Annotated in this window: 18 protein-coding genes and 1 pseudogene; 3 read left to right on the top strand and 16 right to left on the bottom strand. The window is 67.9% G+C overall.

The window, feature by feature from the left end; all coding sequences use genetic code 11:
* Positions 1 to 609: 609 nt before the first annotated feature.
* Together FXO23_RS52780 and FXO23_RS51945 are read left to right on the top strand one after the other, a co-directional pair.
* Positions 610 to 939 (top strand): annotated as a pseudogene (locus FXO23_RS52780) (helix-turn-helix domain-containing protein); the annotation flags it as partial.
* Positions 940 to 1,004: 65 nt separating this feature from the next.
* Positions 1,005 to 1,652: an IS630 family transposase gene (locus FXO23_RS51945; protein ID WP_484476998.1), complete on the top strand. Its 648-nt coding sequence runs from the start codon at positions 1,005 to 1,007 to the stop codon at positions 1,650 to 1,652.
* 1,461 nt (positions 1,653 to 3,113) lie between these two features.
* On the opposite strand, the gene mobF is transcribed toward FXO23_RS51945, so the two are convergent.
* From mobF to FXO23_RS41135, 3 genes are all read right to left on the bottom strand, one after another.
* Positions 3,114 to 9,194: a MobF family relaxase gene (gene mobF, locus FXO23_RS41125; protein ID WP_158892661.1), complete on the bottom strand. Its 6,081-nt coding sequence runs from the start codon at positions 9,192 to 9,194 to the stop codon at positions 3,114 to 3,116.
* A gap of 290 nt (positions 9,195 to 9,484) precedes the next feature.
* Entirely contained in the window at positions 9,485 to 10,012 is a 528-nt protein-coding gene (locus tag FXO23_RS41130; protein WP_158892663.1) for a hypothetical protein, read from the bottom strand.
* 76 nt (positions 10,013 to 10,088) lie between these two features.
* Positions 10,089 to 11,444: a hypothetical protein gene (locus tag FXO23_RS41135; RefSeq protein ID WP_158892665.1), complete on the bottom strand. Its 1,356-nt coding sequence runs from the start codon at positions 11,442 to 11,444 to the stop codon at positions 10,089 to 10,091.
* A 1,062-nt stretch (positions 11,445 to 12,506) separates the two neighbouring features.
* On the opposite strand from FXO23_RS41135, the gene FXO23_RS41140 reads away from it, so the two are divergent.
* A complete protein-coding gene (locus FXO23_RS41140; RefSeq protein ID WP_158892667.1) occupies positions 12,507 to 13,142 on the top strand; it encodes a hypothetical protein in 636 nt (211 codons plus the stop codon).
* 179 nt (positions 13,143 to 13,321) lie between these two features.
* Here FXO23_RS41140 and FXO23_RS41145 read toward each other — a convergent pair whose 3' ends face one another.
* From FXO23_RS41145 to FXO23_RS41205, 13 genes are all read right to left on the bottom strand, one after another.
* Entirely contained in the window at positions 13,322 to 13,780 is a 459-nt protein-coding gene (locus FXO23_RS41145) for a hypothetical protein (protein WP_158892669.1), read from the bottom strand.
* Positions 13,781 to 14,063: 283 nt separating this feature from the next.
* Positions 14,064 to 14,528: a hypothetical protein gene (locus FXO23_RS41150; protein WP_158892671.1), complete on the bottom strand. Its 465-nt coding sequence runs from the start codon at positions 14,526 to 14,528 to the stop codon at positions 14,064 to 14,066.
* 11 nt (positions 14,529 to 14,539) lie between these two features.
* The gene (locus tag FXO23_RS41155; RefSeq protein WP_179957029.1) at positions 14,540 to 15,079 is read right to left on the bottom strand and encodes a hypothetical protein; all 540 of its coding nucleotides are present in this window, start codon (positions 15,077 to 15,079) and stop codon (positions 14,540 to 14,542) included.
* Entirely contained in the window at positions 15,057 to 15,653 is a 597-nt protein-coding gene (gene ssb, locus FXO23_RS41160) for a single-stranded DNA-binding protein (protein ID WP_158892675.1), read from the bottom strand. The genes FXO23_RS41155 and ssb overlap by 23 nt, the downstream gene beginning before the upstream one ends.
* Positions 15,654 to 15,932: 279 nt before the next feature.
* A complete protein-coding gene (locus FXO23_RS41165; RefSeq protein ID WP_158892677.1) occupies positions 15,933 to 16,268 on the bottom strand; it encodes a helix-turn-helix domain-containing protein in 336 nt (111 codons plus the stop codon).
* 148 nt (positions 16,269 to 16,416) lie between these two features.
* Complete coding sequence (locus FXO23_RS41170) at positions 16,417 to 17,313, bottom strand: hypothetical protein (protein ID WP_158892679.1); 897 nt, start codon at positions 17,311 to 17,313, stop codon at positions 16,417 to 16,419.
* A gap of 414 nt (positions 17,314 to 17,727) precedes the next feature.
* Complete coding sequence (locus FXO23_RS41175; protein ID WP_158892681.1) at positions 17,728 to 17,895, bottom strand: hypothetical protein; 168 nt, start codon at positions 17,893 to 17,895, stop codon at positions 17,728 to 17,730.
* Between the two features lie 336 nt (positions 17,896 to 18,231).
* The gene (locus FXO23_RS52380) at positions 18,232 to 18,624 is read right to left on the bottom strand and encodes a response regulator transcription factor (protein ID WP_281356715.1); all 393 of its coding nucleotides are present in this window, start codon (positions 18,622 to 18,624) and stop codon (positions 18,232 to 18,234) included.
* 412 nt (positions 18,625 to 19,036) lie between these two features.
* Positions 19,037 to 19,897 (bottom strand): hypothetical protein, encoded by an 861-nt coding sequence (locus tag FXO23_RS41185; protein WP_158892685.1) that lies wholly within the window; start codon positions 19,895 to 19,897, stop codon positions 19,037 to 19,039.
* A 211-nt stretch (positions 19,898 to 20,108) separates the two neighbouring features.
* Entirely contained in the window at positions 20,109 to 20,909 is an 801-nt protein-coding gene (locus FXO23_RS41190; protein WP_158892687.1) for a hypothetical protein, read from the bottom strand.
* Between the two features lie 68 nt (positions 20,910 to 20,977).
* Positions 20,978 to 21,736: a hypothetical protein gene (locus tag FXO23_RS41195; protein WP_158892689.1), complete on the bottom strand. Its 759-nt coding sequence runs from the start codon at positions 21,734 to 21,736 to the stop codon at positions 20,978 to 20,980.
* A gap of 286 nt (positions 21,737 to 22,022) precedes the next feature.
* Complete coding sequence (locus tag FXO23_RS41200; protein ID WP_158892691.1) at positions 22,023 to 22,565, bottom strand: hypothetical protein; 543 nt, start codon at positions 22,563 to 22,565, stop codon at positions 22,023 to 22,025.
* A gap of 202 nt (positions 22,566 to 22,767) precedes the next feature.
* Complete coding sequence (locus FXO23_RS41205) at positions 22,768 to 23,166, bottom strand: hypothetical protein (protein WP_158892693.1); 399 nt, start codon at positions 23,164 to 23,166, stop codon at positions 22,768 to 22,770.
* Positions 23,167 to 23,171 lie beyond the last annotated feature (5 nt).

Here is a 23,171-nt window from a genome sequence, read left to right on the forward strand (position 1 = left end):
CCATGATCCACATCCTCACTCACACGAGGAGCCTCCATCAGACCCGGGGCGGTTCACCTTGCCATTCCTTTACCCTCGGGTCATCATCGCTCCTGCGAGGAGTTACAACGTCGACTACTGGTGGCGTACCCAGCTCGGGCACACCGGTCATCATCGCTCCTGCGAGGAGTTACAACTGGATGGTCCCGGACAGGATCAGCGCGGGCTCGAGGGTCATCATCGCTCCTGCGAGGAGTTACAACTCCACGACTTCCGCCGCATCGGACACCGCTTTGCTGGTCCTCATCGCTCCTAGGAGGAGTTACAACTCAAGGTCGAAGTCGTCGCCGGGATCGCCGAGCCGCGTCGTCCTCGCTCCTACAAGGAGTTACAACTAGACGTGGATCGCGCACCGCGCCGCGATACCCCGCGTCCCCATCGCTCCTCGGAGGAGTTACAACCCCTGAGCCCTGGACTGCAGGATGACCGTGATCGGGTCCTCAACCACACCTACGAGGAATTACAACGTGATCGCTTACGACGGTTCGCACGCGACCGCGAGGGTCATCATTGCTCCTACGAGGAGTTATTGACGGGTAACTCATTGTTGGCGTGGTCGTTGGTTGGGGTATGAAGGTTAGGTTGGTGGACGCGAAGCGGCTTTCCCCTCCGTCGCAGGAGGATCTGCGGCGGAGGGTGGTGGCCGCGGTCGAGTCTGGGCGCAGCCAGGTCGAGGTGGCGGAGTTGTTCGGGGTGTCGCTGCGGTCGGTGTCGCGGTGGGTGAATGCGTTCCGCCATAACGGGAATCGGGCGCTGGATGCGGGGAAACGGGGGCGGCGTCCGGGTGAGCAGAAGAGCCTGCAGCCGCGGCAGGAGGCCCGGGTGAAGCGGGCGGTGCTGGGCAAGTATCCCGACCAGCTGGCCCTGCCGGGGTTGGTGTGGACTCGCGGGCAGGTCGCGGAGCTGATCCATCGCTGGTTCGGGATCAGGTTGTCGCGGGTGACGATCGGGAAGTATCTGCGCTCGTGGGGCTCTCGCCGCAGAAGCCGATCCGGGTGGCCTATGAGAAGAATCCCGAGGCGGTGCAGGCCTGGCTTGAGCAGCGGTACCCGGCGATCGCCGCGCAAGCCAAGCGGGACAACGGCGTGGTGCTGTGGCTGGATCAGACCGGGTTGCGCTCGGACGCGGCGGTGGCCGCGACCTGGGCACCGGTCGGGCAGACCCCGGTGGTGCCCAAGACCGGTAAACGGTTCATGGTCAACGCCATGTGCGCACTATCGAACAAGGGCGAGTTGTACTTCACCGTGTTCGAGGGCGGCTTCAACGTCCACGTGATGATCACATTTCTGGAGCGGCTAGTGCGGCACCTCGATCGCAAGATCCACCTGATCGTGGACGGACATCCCTCACACCGAGCCCACCTCCTGCGGGACTGGCTGGCCGAACGGCACGAGCGCATCGAGATGCACTTCCTGCCCGGCTACGCCCCCGAGCTCAACCCCGTCGAACTGCTCAACGCCGACCTCAAACACCACGTCACCGCAAGGACAAGCCCTCGCAACCAGGCGGAACTGGCCGACGGCGCACGCACCCACCTACGCCGCCGCCAGAACCAACCCGACCGTGTCAAAGCCCTATTCGGCAAGGACGAAGTCCGCTACGCCGCAGACTGACTACGACATATTTACCTTACCTATCAATAGAACAGGTTCAGCGCCGCGTGCGGCACCCCGGGCGGAATGTCCTCATCGCTCCTACAAGGAGTTACAACCAGACGGTGGCCAGATCGCGACAGGTTTCCGGGATGTCGTCCTCATTGCTCCTACGAGGCGTTACAACCAGGACACCCCGGCCGCGCGGACGGTTTGCGCGACCTGTCCTCATCGCTCCTACAAGGAGTTACAGCCCCTCGGACGGCGCCAACTGTTTGGTCTTGCCCGAGGTCCTCGACGCTTCCTACGAGGAGTTACAACCAGCGCGCCGGCACGGCGATGTGGCGCAGCGTCTCCCGTACTTATCGCTCCTGCAAGGAGTTTCAACATCACTCGTGCCGCTTGCCGCAGCGTGTCGGACCAGTCCTCATCGTTCCTACGAGGAGTTACAACTTGTTCAGGAACACGGTCACCTCGTGCAACGTCCAGTCCTCATCGCTCCTACAAGGAGTTACAACGTCAGGTTGAGCGCGATCTGGACGTGGCGTACCTGGTCCTCATCGCTCCTGCGTGGAGTTACAACGTGATGACCTGGTGGGTGCCGTCGCCGAACTCCAGGGTCCTCATCGCTCCTAGAAGGAGTTACAACTTGTCTCACAGGGTGTTTCCGGGGTACGCGTCGCCGATCCTCATTGGTCCTACGAGGAGTTGCAACATCGTGAGGTTCCCGGAGCAGCCGACCTGCACGTGTCCTCGTCGCTCCTACAAGGAGTTACAACCAGCTGTGGGAACTGGTGCAGCGCCTGGCCAAGGCGGCGTCCTCATGGCTTCTACAAGGAGTTACAAATTGATCTGGTGGCCCAGCATGCCGAGCAGGCGCTTGGCCCTCATCGTTCCTGCAAAGAGTTACAACCAGACGGTGGCCAGATCGCGCCAGGTTTCCGGGGTGTCGTCTTATCGTTCCTGCAAGGAGTTGCAACGTGACCAGGTTCGTCCAGGCGGTCGACGAGGTGCCCGTCTTCATCGCCCTTTCAAGGAGTTGCACCTGCCGATCTGGGACATCGCTGCCCAAGTCGCGACGTCCTCATTGCTCCTACTAGGAGTTACAACTTGATCAGCGTGAACAGGCAGGGATCCACCTGGCAGGCCCCTTATTGCTCCTACGAGGTGCTACAACGCGTATCAACGTTCAGGCTGGCCGCGCCCAGGAGGTCGTGCGGTACGTCGAGGCATGGGAACGCTTTCCGATATCGTCACCCGAGCACCATCGGCCCGCTGGGCCCCATCGAGGCCCCGAATCCTGCGTCGGTACCGTGCGCCAGCGAGCATGGCGCACCTAACCGTGCTCGCGACGGGCGTCGGCATACTGCTCGTCCTGGCCTTAATCGTGGCGCTGCTAGTCTGCCGCAGATGCTTGCGGAGCGGCGGCGCGGGCTGCTGTGCTGAGGTGCCGGCCTGGCTTGGGCAGCAACTGTCCAGTGGTCAGTAGCCCAGGTGCATGCCGCTGCCCTCGGCTTCGTCGACAACGTCGTCGAAGAAGTCCGCGCCCTCAGTCTCGCCCGCGGCGCGTCGTGCGTCGGTGGCGTCGTCCTGGGAATCGAGGAGCCCCTCGATCGCGTCGTCTCGCAGGTCTTCTTGCTGGTCTTCGGCTGCGGTTCGCCGGGCGGTGACCTCGAGGTCGGCTTGGGACTGTGCGGTTTCGCGGTCGGGTCGGGTCATGAGCGGCCTCCATTGCTTGGTGATGTATTGCCAGGCTTCGGCTCGCACACCGCTGCCGGGTTTGCGGCCGACAGGGGAGGACGCGTTGGTGCTGGTGATGCCGTAGGTTTCACGATACGCCGCGGCCAGCGACACGACGTGGTCCCAACGTCCGGCGGTGACGGGATCGGCGGGTCGTGGGCCTAGCCCTGCAGCCCACGATGGCTGCTCGCGCGCGACGGCTTCGCGCAGGGTCTGCATGCGCTCGAGGATCTGGGCGTTGATCTCCGCGACGGCGGTGATCCTGCTGGCGTGGTCGCCCGGTGCGCCGAAGTCCGCCGTGGCCAGCCACGGCACCGCTGGGTGGTGGCCCTCGCCGTCGTCGTAGCGGCGTGTCAACTCCGCGACCAGTGCCTGGGCAGTGACGCGGAAATCGTCGAACGCATCGTCGGGCGGCTGTGCTGCGAGGCGTTCAGCGGCGTGGGCCAGGGCGGCGTCGACGTCCACGCCGAGGACTTGGCCACCGGCGGCGTGGCGCCACACCAGCTGCCACTCGCGATCATGCACTCCGGCTTCCGATGCCCGTTCGGTGACGATCGCCCGCCACCGCTGGATGTCGTCCGGGTGGGGATCGGCGGTGCGGGCAGGGGCTTCGTGGGTGCGGATGTGGGTGTTGATCCAGGAGGTCAGCACGGCCGCGGGGTCGCGGGCTCCGGCGAGGTTCGCCTGGCCCAGTACGCGGGGCACGAGCCGTTCGGCCTGCCAGCCTTGGTCTTGGGCGCGGCTGAGCGTGGCGGTTAAGGCTTGTTCGGCGGGGGCGTTGATCGCTTCCGGGAGGTGGCGCGCGAGGATGTCGAGGAAGCGGTCTTCGTCGCCGTCGCGGGCGACTTGGTCGTGCCAGCGGACCAGTTTGTCCATGCGGTCCTGGACGTACCGGTCGTCCTCGGTGTCGAAGACGAAGGCGTCGTCGAATACCTCGTCGACCGCGTCGGCGACCGCCTCCTGCGCACGGGACGCGTCGTCCGCTTGCCCGCTGATCGCGGCCCATTGGGCGGTGAGGTCGCGCCACGCGTGGGTTTTCGCGTTGTTGCCGAGGGGTTCGAATCCGAGCGGCAGCGCGGGATCGGTGGCGTGTACGCCGTAGGTTTCCCGGTACGCGGCCGCGAGCCCGATTACGGTGTCCCACCGCCGGGCGGCTGCCGGGTCGTCCGGTCGCGGCCCGAGGCCGGAGGCCCAGCGTGGCTGGTCGCGGATCACGTGGTCGCGCAACACGTCGATGCGGGTGGCGATCTCGGCGTTGAGCGCGGCGAGGTTGTCCAGCCTGCCCTGGGTGAGGTCGAGTGCGCCGAAGGCCGGTTGTGTGAGCCAGGGCAAGGCCCGGTGGTAGCCCGCGCCGCGGTCGTGCTCGGCCCGGAGTTCGGCGGCTAGGGCGTTGGCGACGTAGGCGGCGTCGTCCATCGGGTCCTGCTCGATGCGCGCCGCGAGCTGGTCGGCGGCCCGCGCCAGCGCGGGCACGGGGTCATGCCCGGTGGCCAGCGCTCCGGCGGCGCGGCGCCACACCAGCCCCCACTGCGGGGCTTTCGGGGTGGCGGCGGGGGCGTGGTTGAGCACGATCCGGCGCCACACCCGCACATCCTGGGCGCGCGGTTCGGCGGTGCGCGGGGGAGGATCGTGGCGGTGGATGTGGCGGGTGATCCGGGCGGCCAGGAGCGCGGCAGGGTCGTCGGCGTTGCCCATGCGGGTGTTCTCGGTGAGGCGGGCCACCAGGTGTTCGGCCTGCCATCCCCGGTCTTGCGCCTCGCCAAGCGCGTTGAGCAGGGCCATTTCGGCGGGGGCGTTGACCGCCTCGAGCAGATAATGCGCCACGATGTCGAGGTAGCGGTCCGCGTCGCCCTGGCGGGCGAGCTGGTCGTGCCGGGGCACCAGCACGTTCAGCGGTTCGGTGACATAGCGGGCCTCGGTGTCGAGGAATTCGACCTCGTCGGTCACCTCGCTGGTGTCGTCGTCCGTGGCTGGGGTGGCGGTGTGCGTGCCCCAGCGGGTGGCCAGGTCCTGCCACGCCCGGGCCCGCAACCCTTGGCCCTCGGGTTGCTCGCCGAGCGGTTTGTCGGGATCGGTACCGGTGATGCCGTAGGTCTCGCGGTAGGCCGCGGCCAAGCCCACGAGCTCGTCCCACTGTTCGGCGGAGACCGGGTCCGGGGGCCGGGGTCCGAGCCGGGCTGCCCACCGGGGCTGGTCGCGGATCGCCGCGGCGCGCAACTCCTCGACCCGGTCCTTGATCGCCGCGTTCGTCTCGACCAGATACTTCCGGTGGCCGGGGTAGGTGTCCACGCGGCACAGGTCCGGTCTCGCTTGCCACGGAACGGCCCGCTGGTGGCCCTGGCCGGCTTCCCACTGTTGGGCCAGGTGGTTCACGAGTGCGTCGCGGGTGAACTCGTGGTCGCTCATCGGATCGTGACCCGGCCGGACAGCGAGCTCGCCGGCGGCCCGGGTGAGCGCGTTGTCGGCGTCGAGTCCGGCGGGCAGCGCGCCTGCGGCGTGCCGCCACACCAGCTCCCAGACCGGGTCCTCGACCGCGGCGGTGGGCACGATATTGTCCACGATCACGCGCCACCGCTTCACATCGGCCGGGCGTGGTTGCGCGGTGCGGGGTGGTGGTTCGCGCCCGGTGATGTGCTTGGTGATGCGGGCTTGCAGGAGCGCGGCCGGATCGTCCGCGCGGTCCAGGGGCCCCCGGTTCGCGGCCCGCCGCAGCAGATGCTCCGCGTCCCAGCCGAAATCGTGGGCGTTGCGCAGGGTCTGCACGAGTGCGGGTTCGGCCTCGGTGCCGACGGCGGCGGGGGCGTGCCGGGACACCACTGCGGGGTAGTGGGCTTCGTCGTCGTAGCGGGCGGTGTAGTTGTACCGCAGGATCAGGGTCGCCATCGATTCTTCGCGGTGCTGGTTGTCCCGCAGCGTTTCGGTGGCCGAGACCTCGGCGCCGGAGTGGTGCAGCACGCCGGTCAGCACCGCGCGGGCGGTCTGCGGGAGTGGGGTTTCCTGGTGGGCGTCGGCGACGTGGTGATGGGTGATGACGTAGAGGAAGTTGTTCCACATCGCGCGGGTGATGCCGGGGTAGAACTGCTCAAGTGTCATGTTCGGCGGCACGAGGGTGTGGGCGTTGCCGCGGCTGGTCATGCCCTGCACCCGTTTCACCGTCGACGCGTACGCCAGCTCCACATTCGCGGCGACGTACCGTGCGGGCAGCACCACTTTCCCGCCGTGTTCGCGGTGCTGCACCGTGACTTTCCCGCTGGGGTGGACTTTCACCACGGTCCAGGTGTCGCCGTTCTTGACGAAATCCCGTCCGGACATCAGCGACAGCAGCCGCTCGTTCTCGCGGGTGACCACCCAGTCCCCAGCCGAGGCCATCGTCCCGTCGTGCAACGCCACCTCCCGGCCGCCCGCGATATCGCCCCGTTCGAGCCGCAGCGCGCGGGCCTCCAAGTTCAACCAGACCGTGTCCTCGTTGGTCGGCACGATCAGCAGCGACTCCTCGCCGGCGTCGAGGTCCGCGCGCCACGCGGCCCGGGCCGCGTCCCGCATCGTTTCCCGCGAGCCGTCGAGCACCAGGTCGTTGTCCAGGTAGTAGTCCAACCCGCGGGTGTCGCCGTCCCGGACTCGCAGCGAGGCCTTGGCCTGCTTGGCGGCGTCCGGGCCCTTGAAGCGGACGACCTCGCGGAACCGGATCGCGCCGACATCGTGCGCGATCAGCCGGACCACGCCACCGGCCTCCACCGAGGCCAGCTGGCGATCGTCCCCGACCAGCCGCACATCCGCGCCCCGCTTGAGCGCATACCGCACGACCCGGTACAGCGTATGCGTTCCGGCCATCGCCGCCTCGTCGATGATTAGCACATCGCCCGGGGCGAAGGGGAACGCTCGATGCGCGAATCCGAACCTCAGCGCGGTCGTGACCTGGTGCAGCGTGTGCGGCTTCGCCTTGATCGACTTGCCGAGCTCGTGCGCGGCCCGCGCGCTGGGGCCGAACGCGTACACCTCGCCGCCGGTGCGGCGCCAGGCCTTCGCGAACACCCGCATCGCCGTGGTTTTCCCCGCCCCGGCGGGGGCGAGCGCGAGCTGCACGCGCCGCCCGGACCGCGCGAACCCGGTGACCAGCCGCCGCTGACCAGCGTTGAGCCGAGCACCCTTGAGCGCGGCGTCGACGGTGCCCTGACGCAGCCGATGGCCACCGGTGCGGCGGGCCCAGGCCACCAAGTTGGCTTCTTCGCGCAGGGTTTGGGTGGTGGTGTAGCGGGTGGAGTTGTGCTCGATGAACACGCTTTCGCCGTCGCGGCGGCGCAGCGAGTCCGGTTCGGACACCAGCGACGGACCCCGCAACGGCAGCGTGTCCTCCGCGTTCAGCACCGCGTCGGTGATCTCGGTGATCACCGCGTCCCGCTGTCCCGGTGCGACGCAGTAGCCCGCGGATTGCCGATGAGCCTCGGCTTCGACGTTCCAGCGGGTGAAGTGGCTGTAGTTGTCCGAGACCGTGTATCGGGTCTGTTCTGCCAGGCCCGCGACCGGGACCTTGGCGAGTTTTTCCGGCCGACCGCGGAAGATCCGCGCGCTCAGGGTGTCCAGGACCTTGGGGTTGACGTGCTTCGCGGCGAACTGGCGCCACATCGCGGTGTGCTCGTCGAGGGTCTTGGGCAGCTTCTTGCCGGGCCGGTTGTCGTACTGGGCCTGCCGCTTGATCTCGAACAGTTCCTTCGGGGTGGGTTCCCGCTGATGATGGGCGCGGAACTTCACGATCCGCCGCGCGCGAGCTTCCTCAACCTGTTGCGACCGTTTCGAAAACGCCCGGATCAGCACGACCGGGATTGCCGCGAGTTCCCACACCGGGCGAGTCATGTCGATCCCGCCGGCGCCGCGCTGCACCCAGCGGGCCCCGTGATCGCGGAACAGATCCCGCAGCCGGCTGTCGTAGTACTCCGACACCGTCACCGCGGCCGCGTGCATCGTGCGACCGTCCAACGAGGTCCACTTGCCGTCCTCGGCGCGCTTGACCTTCGTGGAAATCGGCACGTGGGTGTGCAGGTGCGGGTCGCCGCTGCGGGCGTCCCAGTGCTCCCACAACGTCGCCGCGATCCCGACGATGTCCACCTGCGCCTCACCGTGGTTTCCCTTGCGGGTGAACGCGGTGTTCGCCTCCAGATAGGACAACGCGTCGCGGACCGCTTGGCGGTGCAGCGACACGATGAGATCCCGGCCCTGCTTGTCGGCCAGCGCGAAGGCCACCGACACCGACTTCGGTGGCTCGAACACCACCTCAAACCCAGCCACCGCGTTGCGCAGCGGCTTCTGCTTCTGCGCCAGCCACCGTTTCAGATCATTGCCATCGACCGGGTCTTTGCCCGTGTCCTCCTTGAACGCCTTCACCTGCACCAGGCGGCGGATCTCGGCGCGGGTGTCCTCGTCGATCGGCGCCCCGGGGCGGCGGCCGTTGTCGCGGTTGTGCTTCTTGAACGCGGCGATGACCTCGCTGCGCAGATGATCGGTGCCGCCGTAGCGTGGGAACCGGCGACCGAGCCGGGTCGCCTGCTCGGCCTCGGCCGCGGACGCGCCATCGGCGATCATGTCCGCTTCGATCTCGTCGGCGTCGGGGTGGCGGCCCTCGCCGAACAGCGCGTTCATTTGGGCAGCGGTGACCTCGCCGGTCACCCCAAGCTCGTCGGCGCCGACGCCAAACCATTGGCCTGCCGGGTAACCATGGGAGAGGAAGTAATCACTCAGCAACTCGCCGGGTTCGAGTTGCGCGTCGCCGCACGCGACGGAGCGAGTGAGGTACTCATGACCACCAGGGCTCAGCGTTCTGAACCCCATCACTACCACCACAGTACCTCGCATCCGATGCGATTCGCCGCCTGAGTCAGAGCATCTGCAAGAGGTCCTGTGTGCCAGGCGGAGCCTGGCACACCCTGGGCGGGACCTGGGCGGGGTGGCCCGGCGGGGCCTGGGCGGTGCGGCGGGGCGCGGCTGGGCGGGAAACGGGCGGGGAGCGGGCGGCGGGTGCTGGCGGGCTGGCAGGGTTGACGCGCGACACTTCGGCGCGTTCGGGCACACGAAAACAGCCCCCGGGCCTTCGGCTCGGGGGCTGAAATCACGCGTTGGGGCTAGGTGCAGTCGACTCCGCACCCTGGGCAGATCAGGATGTCGTCGTTTAGCCATTCACCCCGGTTGCTGGTGTCGGTGCAGGCTTCGGGCATGGCTGCGGGCCATTCCCGTCCGGGGATCTTGACGACTCGGCGTCCTGGGTACACGTATTCGCGGTACGGGCCGTGACAGGCCACGAAACGAGAGTCGTAGCTGTAGCCGGTGCCGGTGAGGTCGGGGGCCTCGTAGAGCCTTTCGGCGGGATAGGTGGCGTACCGGGCTCGGGTAGCCGCGTCGGCGTTCGCGCACTCGCCGATAAACAGCATGTACCGGACGATAGGAAGCGACAGAGCTTTGATGTGCGGCGGGTACTGGTCGTACTCGGCGTCCAGGACACGGGATGCGGCCATAAGGGCCTTCCACGTGCACCGGTCATCGGTGGTGTAGAGCGGATACGCGCGGACGGCGATATCTAGCGCGACGTCGACACGGGCAATGTCGGGGTGTGCGGCAATGGCGTCTAGAACGTGGTCGGTGATCGCAACCATGACAAGAGTCCTTCGTGGCTGGTGGGTGGGGTGGGGAACCGTTGCGGTTCCCCACCCCGATGGACGGACGGGCGTGTTACGCGGCGGCCATCGCCGGTGTGTCGGCGCTGCGCGCGGCGGGATGCCGGGCGTCCAGCTCGCGGAGCACGTCTAGCGCGTCCAGTGCTGCCAAGGTGTCGAGGATTTCCCGTGCGGGGTTCTGTGCCTGGGCTGCGATTCGTACTTCTCGGCGGATGACGTCCAGCGGTAGGCGGTCCCGTTGGCGGCACTCGGTGCACCGTGGGTCGTCGGTCGTGGCGCGGTACTCGCTCGGGGTGCGCTCTAGGTTGCATGCGATGCACGGGGCACCCTGAATCGGCACGGTGGCGAGCCGTTCGTGGTGGCTGTTCCACGCGTTTAGCTGGCGTTCAATCTCGCGCGTGTCGTCGTTGGGCTGGATGATCGCGTCGTCGGACTGTTCGAACGTGGCGCGCTGGGTGTTCTCGTAGGCGGCACGGTCGGGGTTCAACCCTGACGGAAGTTCATCGGACGGCGCGCGTTCCATGCGTTCGCGGTACTCGGCCTCTTCCGCTTGGCGCGCGATACGTTCAAGGTATTCGGGCGTTTCGGTGTACGCCTCGGGGTCCTCGTCCGCTGGCACGTCGGCGGGCTTCTCGGGGACCTTGGCCGGTTCCGGCTCGGGCGCGCTGGTTCCCGGGTCCAGTGCGTATGGTTGCGGGCCTGTGGGCTCCTCGGTGGGCTCGGCCGGTTCCGCCGGGAAGTCCTCCATGCACAACGGGCAGAACGTGATGTCGTCCGGGGTGATGTCTACCGCTTCCGGGTCCTCTGCCTGGTAGGTGTTCACCAGAGAGGCGGGGGTCGGGTAAACAGCGTCACATTCGAAGCACTCGCGGTAGGCGGGTGTGATGACCTCGTCCGGCTCAGACAGGAAGTCATGCAGGCATTCCGGGCAGGACGTGATTTTCTCCGGGGGGAGCGTGTGCCCTGGCTCGGCTTCGGCCTCGAACGCCTTCACCAGGTCATCCGGGGTCTGGTAAACCGCGTCGCATTCGAAGCACCAACGGTAGGGAGACTCGGTGTCCTCGGCCGGTTCCGGCTCGGGTGCCTCGGTCGATGCGGTGGCCTGCCGTGCGCGGGTGGCTTGGCGACGCTGCGTGGCGTTCTTGCGGGTCTCGCTACTGTAGATGCACGCGCGCATGAGCCGCTGCTCATCGCGCGCGGCCTGGTCCCAGTGTTCGCGGAACACTGCTAGGGCCTGCTGAACCTCGGGGCTGTTCGTCTCGGGGTTGTCGATGAGAAATGCGCACAAATGAAAGAGAGTGCGGCGAGAATCGCCTTTCTTTTCGAAAAGAAAGCGGAGCCCTTGAACGGCGGAACGCGTACGCGGCGGGTCCTGCTCCAAAAGGAAAGAAATGTCATCTATGCAGGTCACACGACCAGAATCGGCTGCATTAGTCATCGTGAAATGTCCCTAACCCTGATTTTCTTGGTAGTGATCGGGCTTTGCCGTTCCCGATCGACTTACAGTCTGATCGTATCGGCGACAAACGCTATACGCAAGGGTTCTAGGGCATTTCAGCGCATTAAATTGCGCCTTTTATTTGGCTCGTGATGGTGCGGGGTCTCTGTTTGTCTCGCAACCTGAAAAGTGTCCCGTATGCGCCGCTGAGGGCGACTACGGGGCTTTTTGTGGGGTGACCACAGGCTGAGGGGAGGGAGAGGGGCGCGGAGCCCTTAGGGGCAGGCCCCCGGCCTGCCCCTAAGGGCTGTCCGAGGCCGCAGGGGTCCCCGGGAATCAAGAGGCCCCCAAAAATTTCTTCATGATGTTTTGCGCGCTTTTTGCAAAAGATCATGAAGAAATTTTTCGGGCGGGGGCCTCTTGATTTTTGGGGCCAGGCGGCCGTTACAATTCCGCGCCCCTCTCCCTCCCCGGACGGGAGCGGACAACATCAGGTGACCAGCCGACTGTCCGCCCCGCGGCCGCGGCGCAACCCGAACTGCGCAACTGCTCGTGCCGAACGCGGACGGAGCCGGGCGCGGCACAGTGCACGCGCAGGACACCACCTCGCCCACCGCCGGCACGGCAGCCCGGCCGAGCCGGTCGGCGGCCGTGATGAGGGCGGACATGCCAGGCGCCGGATGCTTCCGCAGGCGGTGTGCCGGGTATCCTGGAGGTGCGCTGCTGTCGAAAGGTTCGACCCTGAGCCGCTTGGTAGTGACGCGAGTGTCCACGCGGTCTTTGCCGAGACCCCCGTCGTGACGGGGGCGAGCACTCCGCTGCGGCGGAATGCTTCCGCGTGTGACCCGGGCGGCGTGCCCGGCACGGTCCACGACCAGGTCGGGCACGCCGCCCTTCTCTGTAGCCGCGGGGGCCGCGGAGGTGAGCCCGCGGTGGAGGGCGAGCCAGGACGGCGCCGCACGCGAGGCGGACAAGATCGGGATCCGCGGGTACCGTCGACAGCGTCCGCAGCCCTCCCCAGCGGGGAGGGCTTCCATGCCGGAGAAGAACACCGGCCGGGCACGGCCGAAGGCACGCCGATCGACCGCGGTGTCGACCCGGCTCAAGCAGATGCGCGACCTGTACAACGAGCAGCTGGTCGAGCAGCGGGAGAAGGAACGCCGCGTGCGGGACGCGCTGGCCCCGTTCGCGCGCGCCAGCGAAGCGCTCGACGAGGTCAGGGTCGAGCTGGAACACGAGCTGGCCGAGCTGCGTCGCCAGGAGGCGGCGGCCGAGGACAAAGCCGAGGAACGCAGGGCCGAGCTGCGCACGCAGATGGCTGAGGCCGTGAGGACCATCCGGCAAGCGGGGACCTCGGTCCGGGACACCTCCGCGCTGCTGGGCATCTCGACACGCGAAGTGCGCGAGCTGGCCGCGCTGGCCGAGCCCGATACCGGCTCGGAACCGGAGCGCCAGCAGGCACCAGCCACCACGGACATGACAGCGGCGGCAGGAGAGGACGACGAGCAGGACACGGCCGTCACGGACGGGGGATCGCCGGAGCCCGGGCCGCAAGGGGACGCTGCCGAGACGCACACGGGGAGCCCGGATCCGCCCTGGGCGCGCCACACATCGCCCGAGAGCCCGCTCGCGGGCGAGGACACGATCGGCGGGGCGGGCGGCCAGGCGTGAACGGGTGATGCGTCGACCACCGGCTAGCAGCAATCAGGGCGGTCGTGACCGTGGCGCAGCGGGGGACAAGGAACGAGCCCCGCGCGGAGCGCGGAGGATGCGCAGTAGCCGCCACGGTGCGGTGCCGACGGCGATCGTGACGGCCGCGATCGTCGGCACCACCGCGTGGGGAGGGACGGTTAGCGGGCGGCAGGCGTGTGCGCGTTGCGGGCCAGGTGCGCCTTCACCCGGCGGCGGGTCCGGGCGACGTACACGATCCCGGCGATCACGCCCGCGCACAGCGGGATGGACACGGCGATGGAGGCGGCAGCGCCGCCTTCCGGGATCTGCCCGATGGCGGCCCAGATGGGCAGCGTGACCGCGCCGAAGAGCGCGAACTTGCGGACGCGGTGCTCCATCGCGGTCAGGATGCGTTCGCGGGTGAGCCAGCCGATGAGCGCGGCGAGCCCGGCGCCGATCACCATCAGACCGGGAGTCCCGCCGAGGAGGATCTTGACGTGTTCACCGTTGCCGCCGGTGACGAGGGCGACGACGACGTTGCCGATGTAGGAGACGAGTCCGGGGATGAGCGAAGCCAGGTAAACACCGGCGCCGCATACGGTGGCCGTGCTCCATGCCGGGATGCGGTACTTCGACATGAGTCGAGCGTAGAGCATGAGGACGACATTCCCGGCGGGTTTCCCCAGCGCGGGGGAAGGGCCCGAGGCGCGCCCTCGATCGTGGCGCTGCCGTGCCGGATACGGAACCTGTCTGCGGGTCTCGGGCACGCCGAACCGCCTTTCTGCTCGGGGGACACAACGCGGGCGGCCGGGGCCGGGCGAGGCAGGCGGCAGCAGGGACCCCGGCCCGCGACGAACACCGCCGCCCACGCGGGGCGGGCGAGCAGCACCCACTTGCTCGCCCGCCCCGTGGGTACGGGCGTCACGACATACGCGGGCCCAGGGCAGGACCGGCGTCGGCGGCCGGACGGGGCGAGGGGACACGCGGATCCGCCGGGGACCGGGTGCCGGTCAGCCCCGCCGCGGCGTCGATTCCGGCGCGCTTCAGGAGCGTCCAGGGCCGCGAGGAGGCGGCGGCGAGGTCGAGAAACATCAGGACCGCCCCGGCGCGTTCGTGCGCCAGGTCGTTATCGAACGATCCGGCGGGGGTGACTTCGGCACCCTCGGCGAATCCACAGCGGTCCAAGATCAGATCGCGGAGGCTGCGGTCAGCCGAGTGGGCCGGGGTCGTGATGAGGCCCGCGGCGACCAGCGCGTGATACACGTCGCCTGCTGCGGCCATGGCCCGTTTGTCCGCCATGCTGATCGGCAGGTAACCCGGGGCGTCGAGGACCCGCTGAACGGTCGTCTCCACCGTGGCTTGCAGGATCTTGTGAGCGTCAGGCATCGGGAACCCCTTCAGGACGAGACAGAAACGTCGTGGTGATGAGAGAGAGGCCGTCCGGCAGGAACGCGGCGTCGAGCCCCGTAGCGGGCACTGCGCTGGACGACGATGAGACCATCCTCGATCGAGAAACAGCGGTACTCGTCGACCCACTGTGGCTCGATCTCGAGCCGGTACTCGCAGTAGGACCGGTAGCGGTTCAGCAGCCGCAACAGGCGCCGACGCTGCAGCGGTGACAGCCGCGAATACGGCCACTCGCACATGATCGGCTCCAGCAGCTGGACCAGATCGGGTACCTCATACGACCAGCAATCGAGATGAGGCCGAGGCGTGCAGTGCTGCAGCTCCAACTCGTCGTACAGGACCGCGATCGTGCGCAGCAGATGCGAGTACGAGTGAAACGTCCTATGTGGGCACTGCGCAGGAAAGGTGGACTGGAGCACGATCACAACGACCTCCCGATGCTGATCGAGGTAAACAACGAAGGAGAACGGGGCGGCAGCCACTCGGCTGCCGCCCCAGCGAGCACCGTCAGCTCCGCGCGGCACCCACAACGTCCTTCTCCTTGGCCGCGGCCTTGGACTTGCTGGCACCAGCGCGCGAGGCCTTGGCGGTCTTCGCGGGAGCCTTCGCGGACGCGGCGGGCTCGGCGCTGGCCTGCTGGGTGGCAGGCTGCGCGCCGTCGGCGTTGTCGGCCGTGGTGCTCTGCTCCCACGGATCGGCCGGAGCCTCCTGCGCCGCGGGGCGGTTGGTGGTGTTGGTGCGGGTGGCTTTGGTGATGCGGGCGGTGGCGAAGCGGAGGGACGGGCCGATCTCTTCGACGGTGAGTTCGATGGAGGAGCGCTTGTTGCCCTCTTTGTCTTCCCAGTTGCGCTGGCCGAGCTTGCCGTAGACGACGACGCGGTCGCCGCGGCGGAGGGATTCGGCGATGTGCTCGGCCATGGCGTCCCAGGCGGTGCAGCGCATGTACATTCCGGTGCCGTCCTTCCAGCCGCCGCTTTGGCGGTCGAAGGTGCGCGGGGTCGAGATGACTCCGAAGCCGCAGACGGCTTTGCCGGTGGGGGTGAAGCGGAGTTCGGGGTCGGCGGCGAGGTTGCCGATGAGAGGGAGGAAGGTGTCTCCGGCCATGGTGGCCTCCTGGGTCTCGGTGGTGGGTGGAACGGGGAGACCCAAAGCGCGCCCGGGCGGGGGCCGTGGGCACGGGTGCGGTCGTCCGGGCGGTGTGAACCGGCGTGCGTGACCGCAGCCGGCGTGCACAACCGCAAGGGCCGGTTCACCCGGCCGGATGTGCCGCACCTTCGTGTCCACTGATGCCCTCGCCCGGGTGTGCTTGACTCCTACCGGTCCACCCGCACGAGACCCCGCCAGGCCACCACCCGAAGACAACCCAGCACCACGGCAGCATGGTCAACCACCCAGGACAGCGTCCACCAGCCTGGACACGTCAAGCCCGCCGTCGAGGACGTCGCGCTCATCGAGACGGACAGCGGAGGACCTCAGCGGCGCTTCCGCCGGACCGTTCAACACGGCGACGATGTCGCGAAACCGTTGCGCCGCCACTGTTTCACGACGCATCACACTCCAGGCGGTCGCCAGCGCCCGACCCTCGTCGGTCAGCGCAACCCACCGGCGCGGTGACCCGTGGCGAGCAGGCTCCACACGAGTGACCCGCAGATATCCCCGCTTGACCAGCAGGCCGAGCATTGAATAGACCGACGACGGTTTCTGCCCGGTGCGCGCCACGATGGCTGCACCAAACGACTCGAATCCTGGCGCACGCGCGATGACGCGCAGACCCCTTGCGGAGCGCGGATGCCGACGGTGCGCCGGAGAGGCGTCCAATGGCCAGCACGGTATGGCGCGATCGTGGGTCGGTGAGTGCTACCCGGCATCAAGGATGGTTGATATCCCAGGCTTCTGCTCGGTGTTGCAGCCACTCGGTCGGCTTGTCCTGTGCGAGCGCCTCGTCGCGCTCAGCGAGAAGGGTCTGCTCCGCGGTCAGCTGCCGGTCCGGCGAGTAGACGTAGGCGTGATGTCCGGCCCACCAGAAGTTCCATCGCTCGCCGTTCGGGTCGTCCCGCGTCGTCGACCACGGCGATTCACCCGTGACACGCCGGACGGGCTCACCCAGGTTCCGCCACCGGGCCCAGACACGGTTACCGAACTCCTCCTCGGCCTGGCGGTACACCCAGGCATCGAACTGGCCGATGAGGGACCCCCTGGCGCCGGGCGCGGGAAGGTTGGCGATGGTCCAGTCCACGATCGCGCGATCAAGGTCGTGCCGACGGTCGACGATGCCGTGCTCGGCGAGCCAGGCGACTTCCCAGCCGTGGACTCGGTTCATCAGCCACACCGTCGACACCGTCGACGGCGTTCTGGCATCACGGGCCAGGTCGATCAACGGATGCCACGTCTCAACCACACCTGGTGAAATCTCGATGTGGCTGCCACCGGTGTAGCGGTAACGAAAAGCTCCCAGGGTGTGGCCCCAGGAACGGATCTGCCATGGGTCGGCGGCGTAGTCCCGCAATCCCACGCAGATCTCGCGACCCCGCCACCACGTGTCACACAGCGCTTCGAACGCCTCTTGGGTCAGGGGCACGAAATGCACCGAACCATCCTCCGGGATGACCGGGTGTCGCGCGGGGTCCCGCAAATCGGGTTCGCGAATGTCAAAACGGTCTGGAAACACCCCGCGCGGCGCGAATTGCCCGGCTCGCACCTTGATCTGCATCCACCCGTCCCACGAGAAACGCAGATCGGCACGCTCATGATGAAACGTGAACATCGTCCTCCTTACCTCGATCAGGGATTCCGTTAGTTCCGGGTTGGCCAGTGGTGGTCAACCCGACGAACCGCAGCCGGCCGCGGAGCGGGCCTGCGTATCTGGCGGCAAGCTCAGACCTCTGGCACGTCAAGACGGTGTGGCTGGCACCCGTGCTCCGCGGATTCCGGTGTGGACGCCGACCTGGAGATCGGGCTCGCTGGCCACGGGACGAAGTAGTGGGCACGTCAGACGAGTGTCGCCGCACATGCGCAGAGATCCTCACGGCGTGTCGCGTGTGGCAGCCGGGAGGCGCAGCCGTGACCGTGGCAGATGATGCAGTCGATTCGCACGTAGGCAATCGAGTGTTTCAGCGGGGCAGAACCTTGTGGTGCCGAGTGGTGGCCCCGACACGAGTCGGGGCCACCACTGCTGGGCTCAGACGCGGGACGGCGAATGGGAAACCGGGGTCAGCGAGTGCACGCCCGGTTGGTCGTGAGGGTCGACCACGATCAGGGGTTCGACGAGCAAACCCTGGTACAGGCCGGAGTCGTCGAAGAGAGCGTCGTGAATATCGACGGAATCGACAGTGCCATCGGGGTTCATCGGAGTACCTCCCTGGCTCGGTGTCCGTGGAACGCGACCCCGCCAGCACGCCCTGGACGGGGTGGCACACGAGGGCAAGGGGAAGTCGAATGGTGCGGCGCCGCCCCGCCCAGGGCGTGCTTGCCTGGAGCCGTTCACGGACCCGAGCCAGCGGTGACCCAAGGCGACGGCAACACCGGTCCGACCCCACCGAGCAGCACCCGCCGTCGATGGGCTGGAGTTGGATGCGCGGGGGAGATCTCGTGCCGCGACCGAGACGGTGAACGTGTCCGGCATGACCGGACCTGACTTACGTGCCGGACGATGGGGCGAGGAGCACAGGAACGACGGCGGGGTCTAGGACACAAGCCCCTGCCGGATTGCCAGTGCCACAGCGTGTGTGCGGTTGCGGGCGCCCAGCTTGCGGAGGATGGTCTTCGCGTGCGTCCGCACGGTTTCCACCGACAGGACGAGATCGCGGGCGATCTCCCCGTTGTCCTTGCCCTCGCTCATGCCCTGGATAACCTCACACTGACGATCGGTCAGGCCGAGGCCGCGTTTCGAGGGCTGTGGCGGAGGAGGAAGGTCCACTGTGGGCGGTGGTGTGAGGGCAGCGAGTCTCCTGGCGACAGTGAGGACGTTTTCCAGCTCGGCGGCCGTATAGGGGTGGCGAGACTGGGACCGAACATGAGCGAGTCGACTCTCGACATAGCTTATGACCTTGTCGAGATCGGACGTCACCGGATTCATGGCCGCCGTCCTGGCATCAGGATGTCCGGATCCGTCGGGCTCTGTGCTGGGAGTTCAGGCAGAAGATGGCCAGCCGGGCACGGCTGGAGGGGAACTCCACCCAGTTCGGTGCTGATCAACTCGGCGGCGGCCGTGAACGAACCCAGGGCCGAGTCCGGGACGACGGGCGCGGAACGAGGCGGGACGGACATTGCGTTTCCTCCGGAAGGTCGCTACGGGGCTGGTTCGCGGCAAAGCCGATCACGGCACCAGACGCCGCCGGGCAGGCTGTGATCCGGGCAGCGTGTGCTGGCCGGGGTGCGAACCGGTGGGTTGAAGACGTGGTCAGGTAGTCCACAAAGGACGAGGCCGTGACGGTTCGATCGGGCCGTCGGGTGACGCGGCCACGACGGGCACACCGCGCGGTGCTGGGCTACCGGTCGCCGGGGTTGCGTATACGTAGCTCGGGGACAGCCACTGTCGCCAGCGCGCGGACCGTGGCGACGTCCTCGTCATAGGCCGACCACACGATGTGCGGGGCCACTAGGCGCAGGAAAGGGCGAGAACGGACACGGAATCGGACGTAGGCGCGCAGCATCCCGGCGAGGTCACTGGAATCCGTCGACGCGTCGATGTCCTTGGTCAGCGGGGTGAACGGGCAGCACACGCGCGGACGCGACGAGACCAGCTTGGACGAGTCATGATCAGGCTGGAACCAGTGATGTGGCCGTGACCGGTTGCTAGCGTCGACTGTGCGGGAGCCGCGATGCACCAGAAGGAGTTGACGCAGCTCGGCGGCGGCGCGCCGTAACTGGGCAGGCAGGTGCTGAGAGCGACGGCGCCCGGAAGAGAGCACCTCGTGATCTCGGCGCCATTGGTGGAGCGCGTGGGAGCGCAGTTCCAGATAGTCGATGTAGGCGGCCAGATAGGTGGAGAGCCGGGAATCGGTGAAGAACGGGCGGGCCCCGGTGGGCAGGGTCTGCGTGGTGCGATGCACTGCCTTGTGCAGCCAGGGGAGAGGACGATCGTCGTGGGCACCGATATGCCAACGGCGTCTCTGGTCCGGTTCACGAGTGCGATCGTGGTCGTAGACGCAGAGCACGCCGGCGGGCGTGGCAATCTCCCACCGGGCTGCCAGGCGCGTGTCGTGTGCATTGAGGTCGGGCCCGAACACCTCGGCCAGGCGGGCGTACGTGGTGTCCAGATGGCCACGCAAGCTGCTACTGGCGGCGGTGAACCGGGCAGGCGTGCGGGTGATGCGAAGGTCAGGGTGGTCGGGATGAATCACAGGCATGGAAGGTCTCCCCAGACAGCGAACAGGTGGGTCGGGCCGCGGCGAGGGGCAGGCGGCGGGACGACCGGGGAGTGGACACGCTCAGGTCAGGTCAGCGATGGAGTGCTCCTCACCGGAGCGGGAGGTGCGCCTCGGCGCAGAATGCCGCCGGTCGGACGTGCGGGTCGCTGGGTAGCACCTACCCCGCGACCCGACACAGTGCAGCTGCGGCTTAGAAAGATCGCGACGGGGGAGGAAGATACTTGTCGTCGGACTCCAGCCAAGCCTGATAGAGCGCGGCATACTGCGCGTCGAACACGGCGGTGGGCTTGAGGTCCAAGGCCGCCCACGCGGCGGCATGCAGGGGAAACAGCGCGGGGGAGTGGTCGCGACACCGTGACCAGCAGGAGTCCTGGCGGTAGAGACGGATCCTGCGTCCTGGCTGGTAGCGCGCGGCGACGTCGGCCAAGGCACGGGTGTTCCGGCGCAGGCTCTGCGCGTGCCGGGCGGAGGTATCGGGGATCTCGGTGGTGAGCACGACCTGGAAGGACCCATCCGGGCGGCGCTCGATGCGGGGACGCCACCAGCACTCCGACGGTGCGGACCGCTGCAGCCGATCGGTGACTATGTCTTCGAGATGGCGAAGGTGCCGGGTATAGCGGACGGCGGGGTGGTCGGTGGACAGCGCATCCTCACGGATTCCGCAGCCTGGTTCCCACGAGATCGACCAGGGGTGGTCGTGCGCGGCGTGTTTGCCCATGAGCTCGACCGCGGACAGGGAGAGGCTCCGGGTCAGCTGCTGGGCACAGTCCTCAGTGTCTACACGGGACACGACGTGGAATCGGTCGGCACCGGTCCGTCGGGCCCAGAGACGGGCCGTGACGATCTCGGTGTAGGCCGGGTCGGGGGTCCACACCGGGATCGAGGAGGTGAGCGACTGCGGCAGGGCGATCACGGCGTGGGCCAGGCGGTGACCTGGCGCGCGGGTGGCGTTGAAGGTCGCGGTGAGGTGGCGGCGCAGACGACGATGCACGGACTCTCCTGACAAGGTAGGGCGCAGGCAAGACGGGCGGGGGAATGACGAGGCGGGCAGCCCGGGTATCAGAACGGGTCCCCGAACCGAGCACGCCAGGCCTGCTCCTGGGCGGCTTCGGCCGCCCGGGTCGCCGCGCGATCCAAACCGAGAGCCGCCCAGGCCGCGGAGGCCAGCGGCTGGAGGCGCAGTTGGTAGTCGCCGATCCTGGCGCACGGTGGCAGGACGCGCAGACGGGCGGTGGGGCCGTAGCCGAGGGTCAGCGTCGTCAACGCCGCCGCCACGGTATCGACGTCGTTGTCGCCGTAGCCGGAGACGCCGATGTGGAATGCGGCCTGAAGACTGCCATCGGGGCATCGAGCCACCTGGGCGCGCGGAGGGAACCGGGGCGCTCCGGCGTTCTCGTAGTCGGCGCTGACTCGATCGGCCAACCGATCGATCGCGGACATCGCCGCCACGGCGGGATCGTCGGGGCGCAGGGCGTGCTCGATGATCCCGCTGCCGGGCTTCCACACGATCGAGGTGGGGCGGATCCAGGCACCGTGCTTGCCCATCAGTTCCACCGCGGTCAGGTACCCGGCATGCAGGAACCGTGGAGCCCGGCGCCCCCGCTCGTAGGCGCGCGCGACGACATGGAAGCGGTCTGGACCAGAGCGACGCGCCCACAGCCACGCCGTGTTGATCTCGGTGTAGCTGGGGCCCAGTGACCACACCGGCACGGACGCGGCCAGGTGATCGGGAAGGCGGATGACCGCGTCGAACCGCGGGACACTCCAGGTCTCCGCGACCATCGATTCGGCGATCCTGCTGCGGACCAGCTCGTACATGCAGCCTCCCGGCAAGACGGCACCACGGGAGTGCGCACGAAACCGGGCAGGACGCCCGGACGAGGGGGTACGCGCACGGCTCGTGGTGCTGGTGGCGTGGACCGGCGGCCCTCAGCGGGCCCGGGAGGCGCGGTCAAGCCGCCCCGTTGGTGGTCCAGCAGCCAGCGGCGTGGCGCGGCTTGACCGTCGCCGGCCGGGTCTGCTTCCGTCGGACCGGTCACGCCCGGCACCGCGGAGCCCTCGCAGACACCGGCGAGGCCACACCGATGAGAGGAACAACGCCCGCTCAATTACCGGTGACCGGGGAGTCCGTTCTGTTCCAGCTCCCGAGCACGCGGACGGGCGAGGGGACACGCTGGCGGCGCTCCCGGCGGGCGGTGAGCAGCAGATCAAGGACCCGCTGCCCCTTGGTTTCGGCCTGATGCCGGAGGTGGGGCGGGCATGCCTCGGGAATCGACACGAGCCTGGCCCGCAGGTCGACGTGGAACGCGATACGCCGAACCATCGCGCCCAGGCCCTGCCTGCGGACGAACAGGCTCGTGCGCACCAGAACCCGGTGATCGTAGGGCTGGAGTGAGACGTACTCGTTGCGCCAGGCGCGGTGAGCGACGTCCGGAGCGAGCCGCACACTGGTGGCCTTGGTCCCGCCGGTGGGGACGCGGTGGTGGTTGATCGGCGCGCTCGGGTTGGGCTCGGAACGCGTCAGGAACGCGTGGAAGGGGTACCACCCGGGTCCGTAGACCACTCCCGGCCAGTCCAGCACGTACCGCCAACTGCCCAAGTCTAGCTCGATCCCGTACATGTCGAATTCGTCGTCTGCGGCGACCATGGGCGGCACAGGCGACACTGTGGAGGCGTTGGTCATGGTGAACCCTTACGCGTGTCGAGGAAGCAAGTCGGGTGCTTGCGCACTGGGTGACCAGGTGGCGATCGGTTCGCCGGGTAGGCCTGTGCGCGCGGTGCGCTGGAAGGTGACGGGACACCGGAGGCAGCGGAGTGGTCACCGTGTCCGTGCCGTGCTGGTGTCGGGGTTAGACGACACTGGTGGGGTCGGGTCCGCGGCCGAGTGGTGGGCGATACGACGGGCAGAACGGGGCGTGGCGCACGACCAACACCTGCGTGGCCGTGGCGACGACCTCGGCATCGCAGATGCCACACCGATCACCAGCGACCACGACGCGTCGAGCGGACACGACACCGTGGCGCAGTTCGACCGCGTACCAGCGGTCGCCGACGCGGGCGGCGGCGCAGGTCAGGTCTTCCTGGTAGTCGTCGACATAGGGGGTGGCTTCGAACGTGTCCTCCTCGATGGTGATCCCACGCCGTTCGGCAGCGGAACGCCACGCGGAATACGCGGCCACGAACCAGGGTTCATCGGAGGTTGGCGCGGTGAAGGTGACGGTGACAACTCGGGGATCGACAGGAGGCATTGGAG

The sequence above is a fragment of the Amycolatopsis anabasis genome, assembly GCF_009765355.1.
GTDB lineage: Bacteria > Actinomycetota > Actinomycetes > Mycobacteriales > Pseudonocardiaceae > Amycolatopsis > Amycolatopsis anabasis.

What these genes read in the sequence shown, in the direction of transcription:
- mobF (WP_158892661.1), bottom strand. Translation starts at nt 9,194, where the DNA reads ATGGGGTTCAGAACGCTGAGCCCTGGTGGTCATGAGTACCTCACTCGC.
- FXO23_RS41130 (WP_158892663.1), bottom strand. Translation starts at nt 10,012, where the DNA reads ATGGTTGCGATCACCGACCACGTTCTAGACGCCATTGCCGCACACCCC.
- FXO23_RS41140 (WP_158892667.1), top strand. Translation starts at nt 12,507, where the DNA reads ATGCCGGAGAAGAACACCGGCCGGGCACGGCCGAAGGCACGCCGATCG.
- FXO23_RS41145 (WP_158892669.1), bottom strand. Translation starts at nt 13,780, where the DNA reads ATGTCGAAGTACCGCATCCCGGCATGGAGCACGGCCACCGTATGCGGC.
- FXO23_RS41150 (WP_158892671.1), bottom strand. Translation starts at nt 14,528, where the DNA reads ATGCCTGACGCTCACAAGATCCTGCAAGCCACGGTGGAGACGACCGTT.
- ssb (WP_158892675.1), bottom strand. Translation starts at nt 15,653, where the DNA reads ATGGCCGGAGACACCTTCCTCCCTCTCATCGGCAACCTCGCCGCCGAC.
- FXO23_RS41170 (WP_158892679.1), bottom strand. Translation starts at nt 17,313, where the DNA reads ATGTTCACGTTTCATCATGAGCGTGCCGATCTGCGTTTCTCGTGGGAC.
- FXO23_RS41175 (WP_158892681.1), bottom strand. Translation starts at nt 17,895, where the DNA reads ATGAACCCCGATGGCACTGTCGATTCCGTCGATATTCACGACGCTCTC.
- FXO23_RS52380 (WP_281356715.1), bottom strand. Translation starts at nt 18,624, where the DNA reads ATGAATCCGGTGACGTCCGATCTCGACAAGGTCATAAGCTATGTCGAG.
- FXO23_RS41185 (WP_158892685.1), bottom strand. Translation starts at nt 19,897, where the DNA reads ATGCCTGTGATTCATCCCGACCACCCTGACCTTCGCATCACCCGCACG.
- FXO23_RS41195 (WP_158892689.1), bottom strand. Translation starts at nt 21,736, where the DNA reads ATGTACGAGCTGGTCCGCAGCAGGATCGCCGAATCGATGGTCGCGGAG.
- FXO23_RS41200 (WP_158892691.1), bottom strand. Translation starts at nt 22,565, where the DNA reads ATGGTCGCCGCAGACGACGAATTCGACATGTACGGGATCGAGCTAGAC.
- FXO23_RS41205 (WP_158892693.1), bottom strand. Translation starts at nt 23,166, where the DNA reads ATGCCTCCTGTCGATCCCCGAGTTGTCACCGTCACCTTCACCGCGCCA.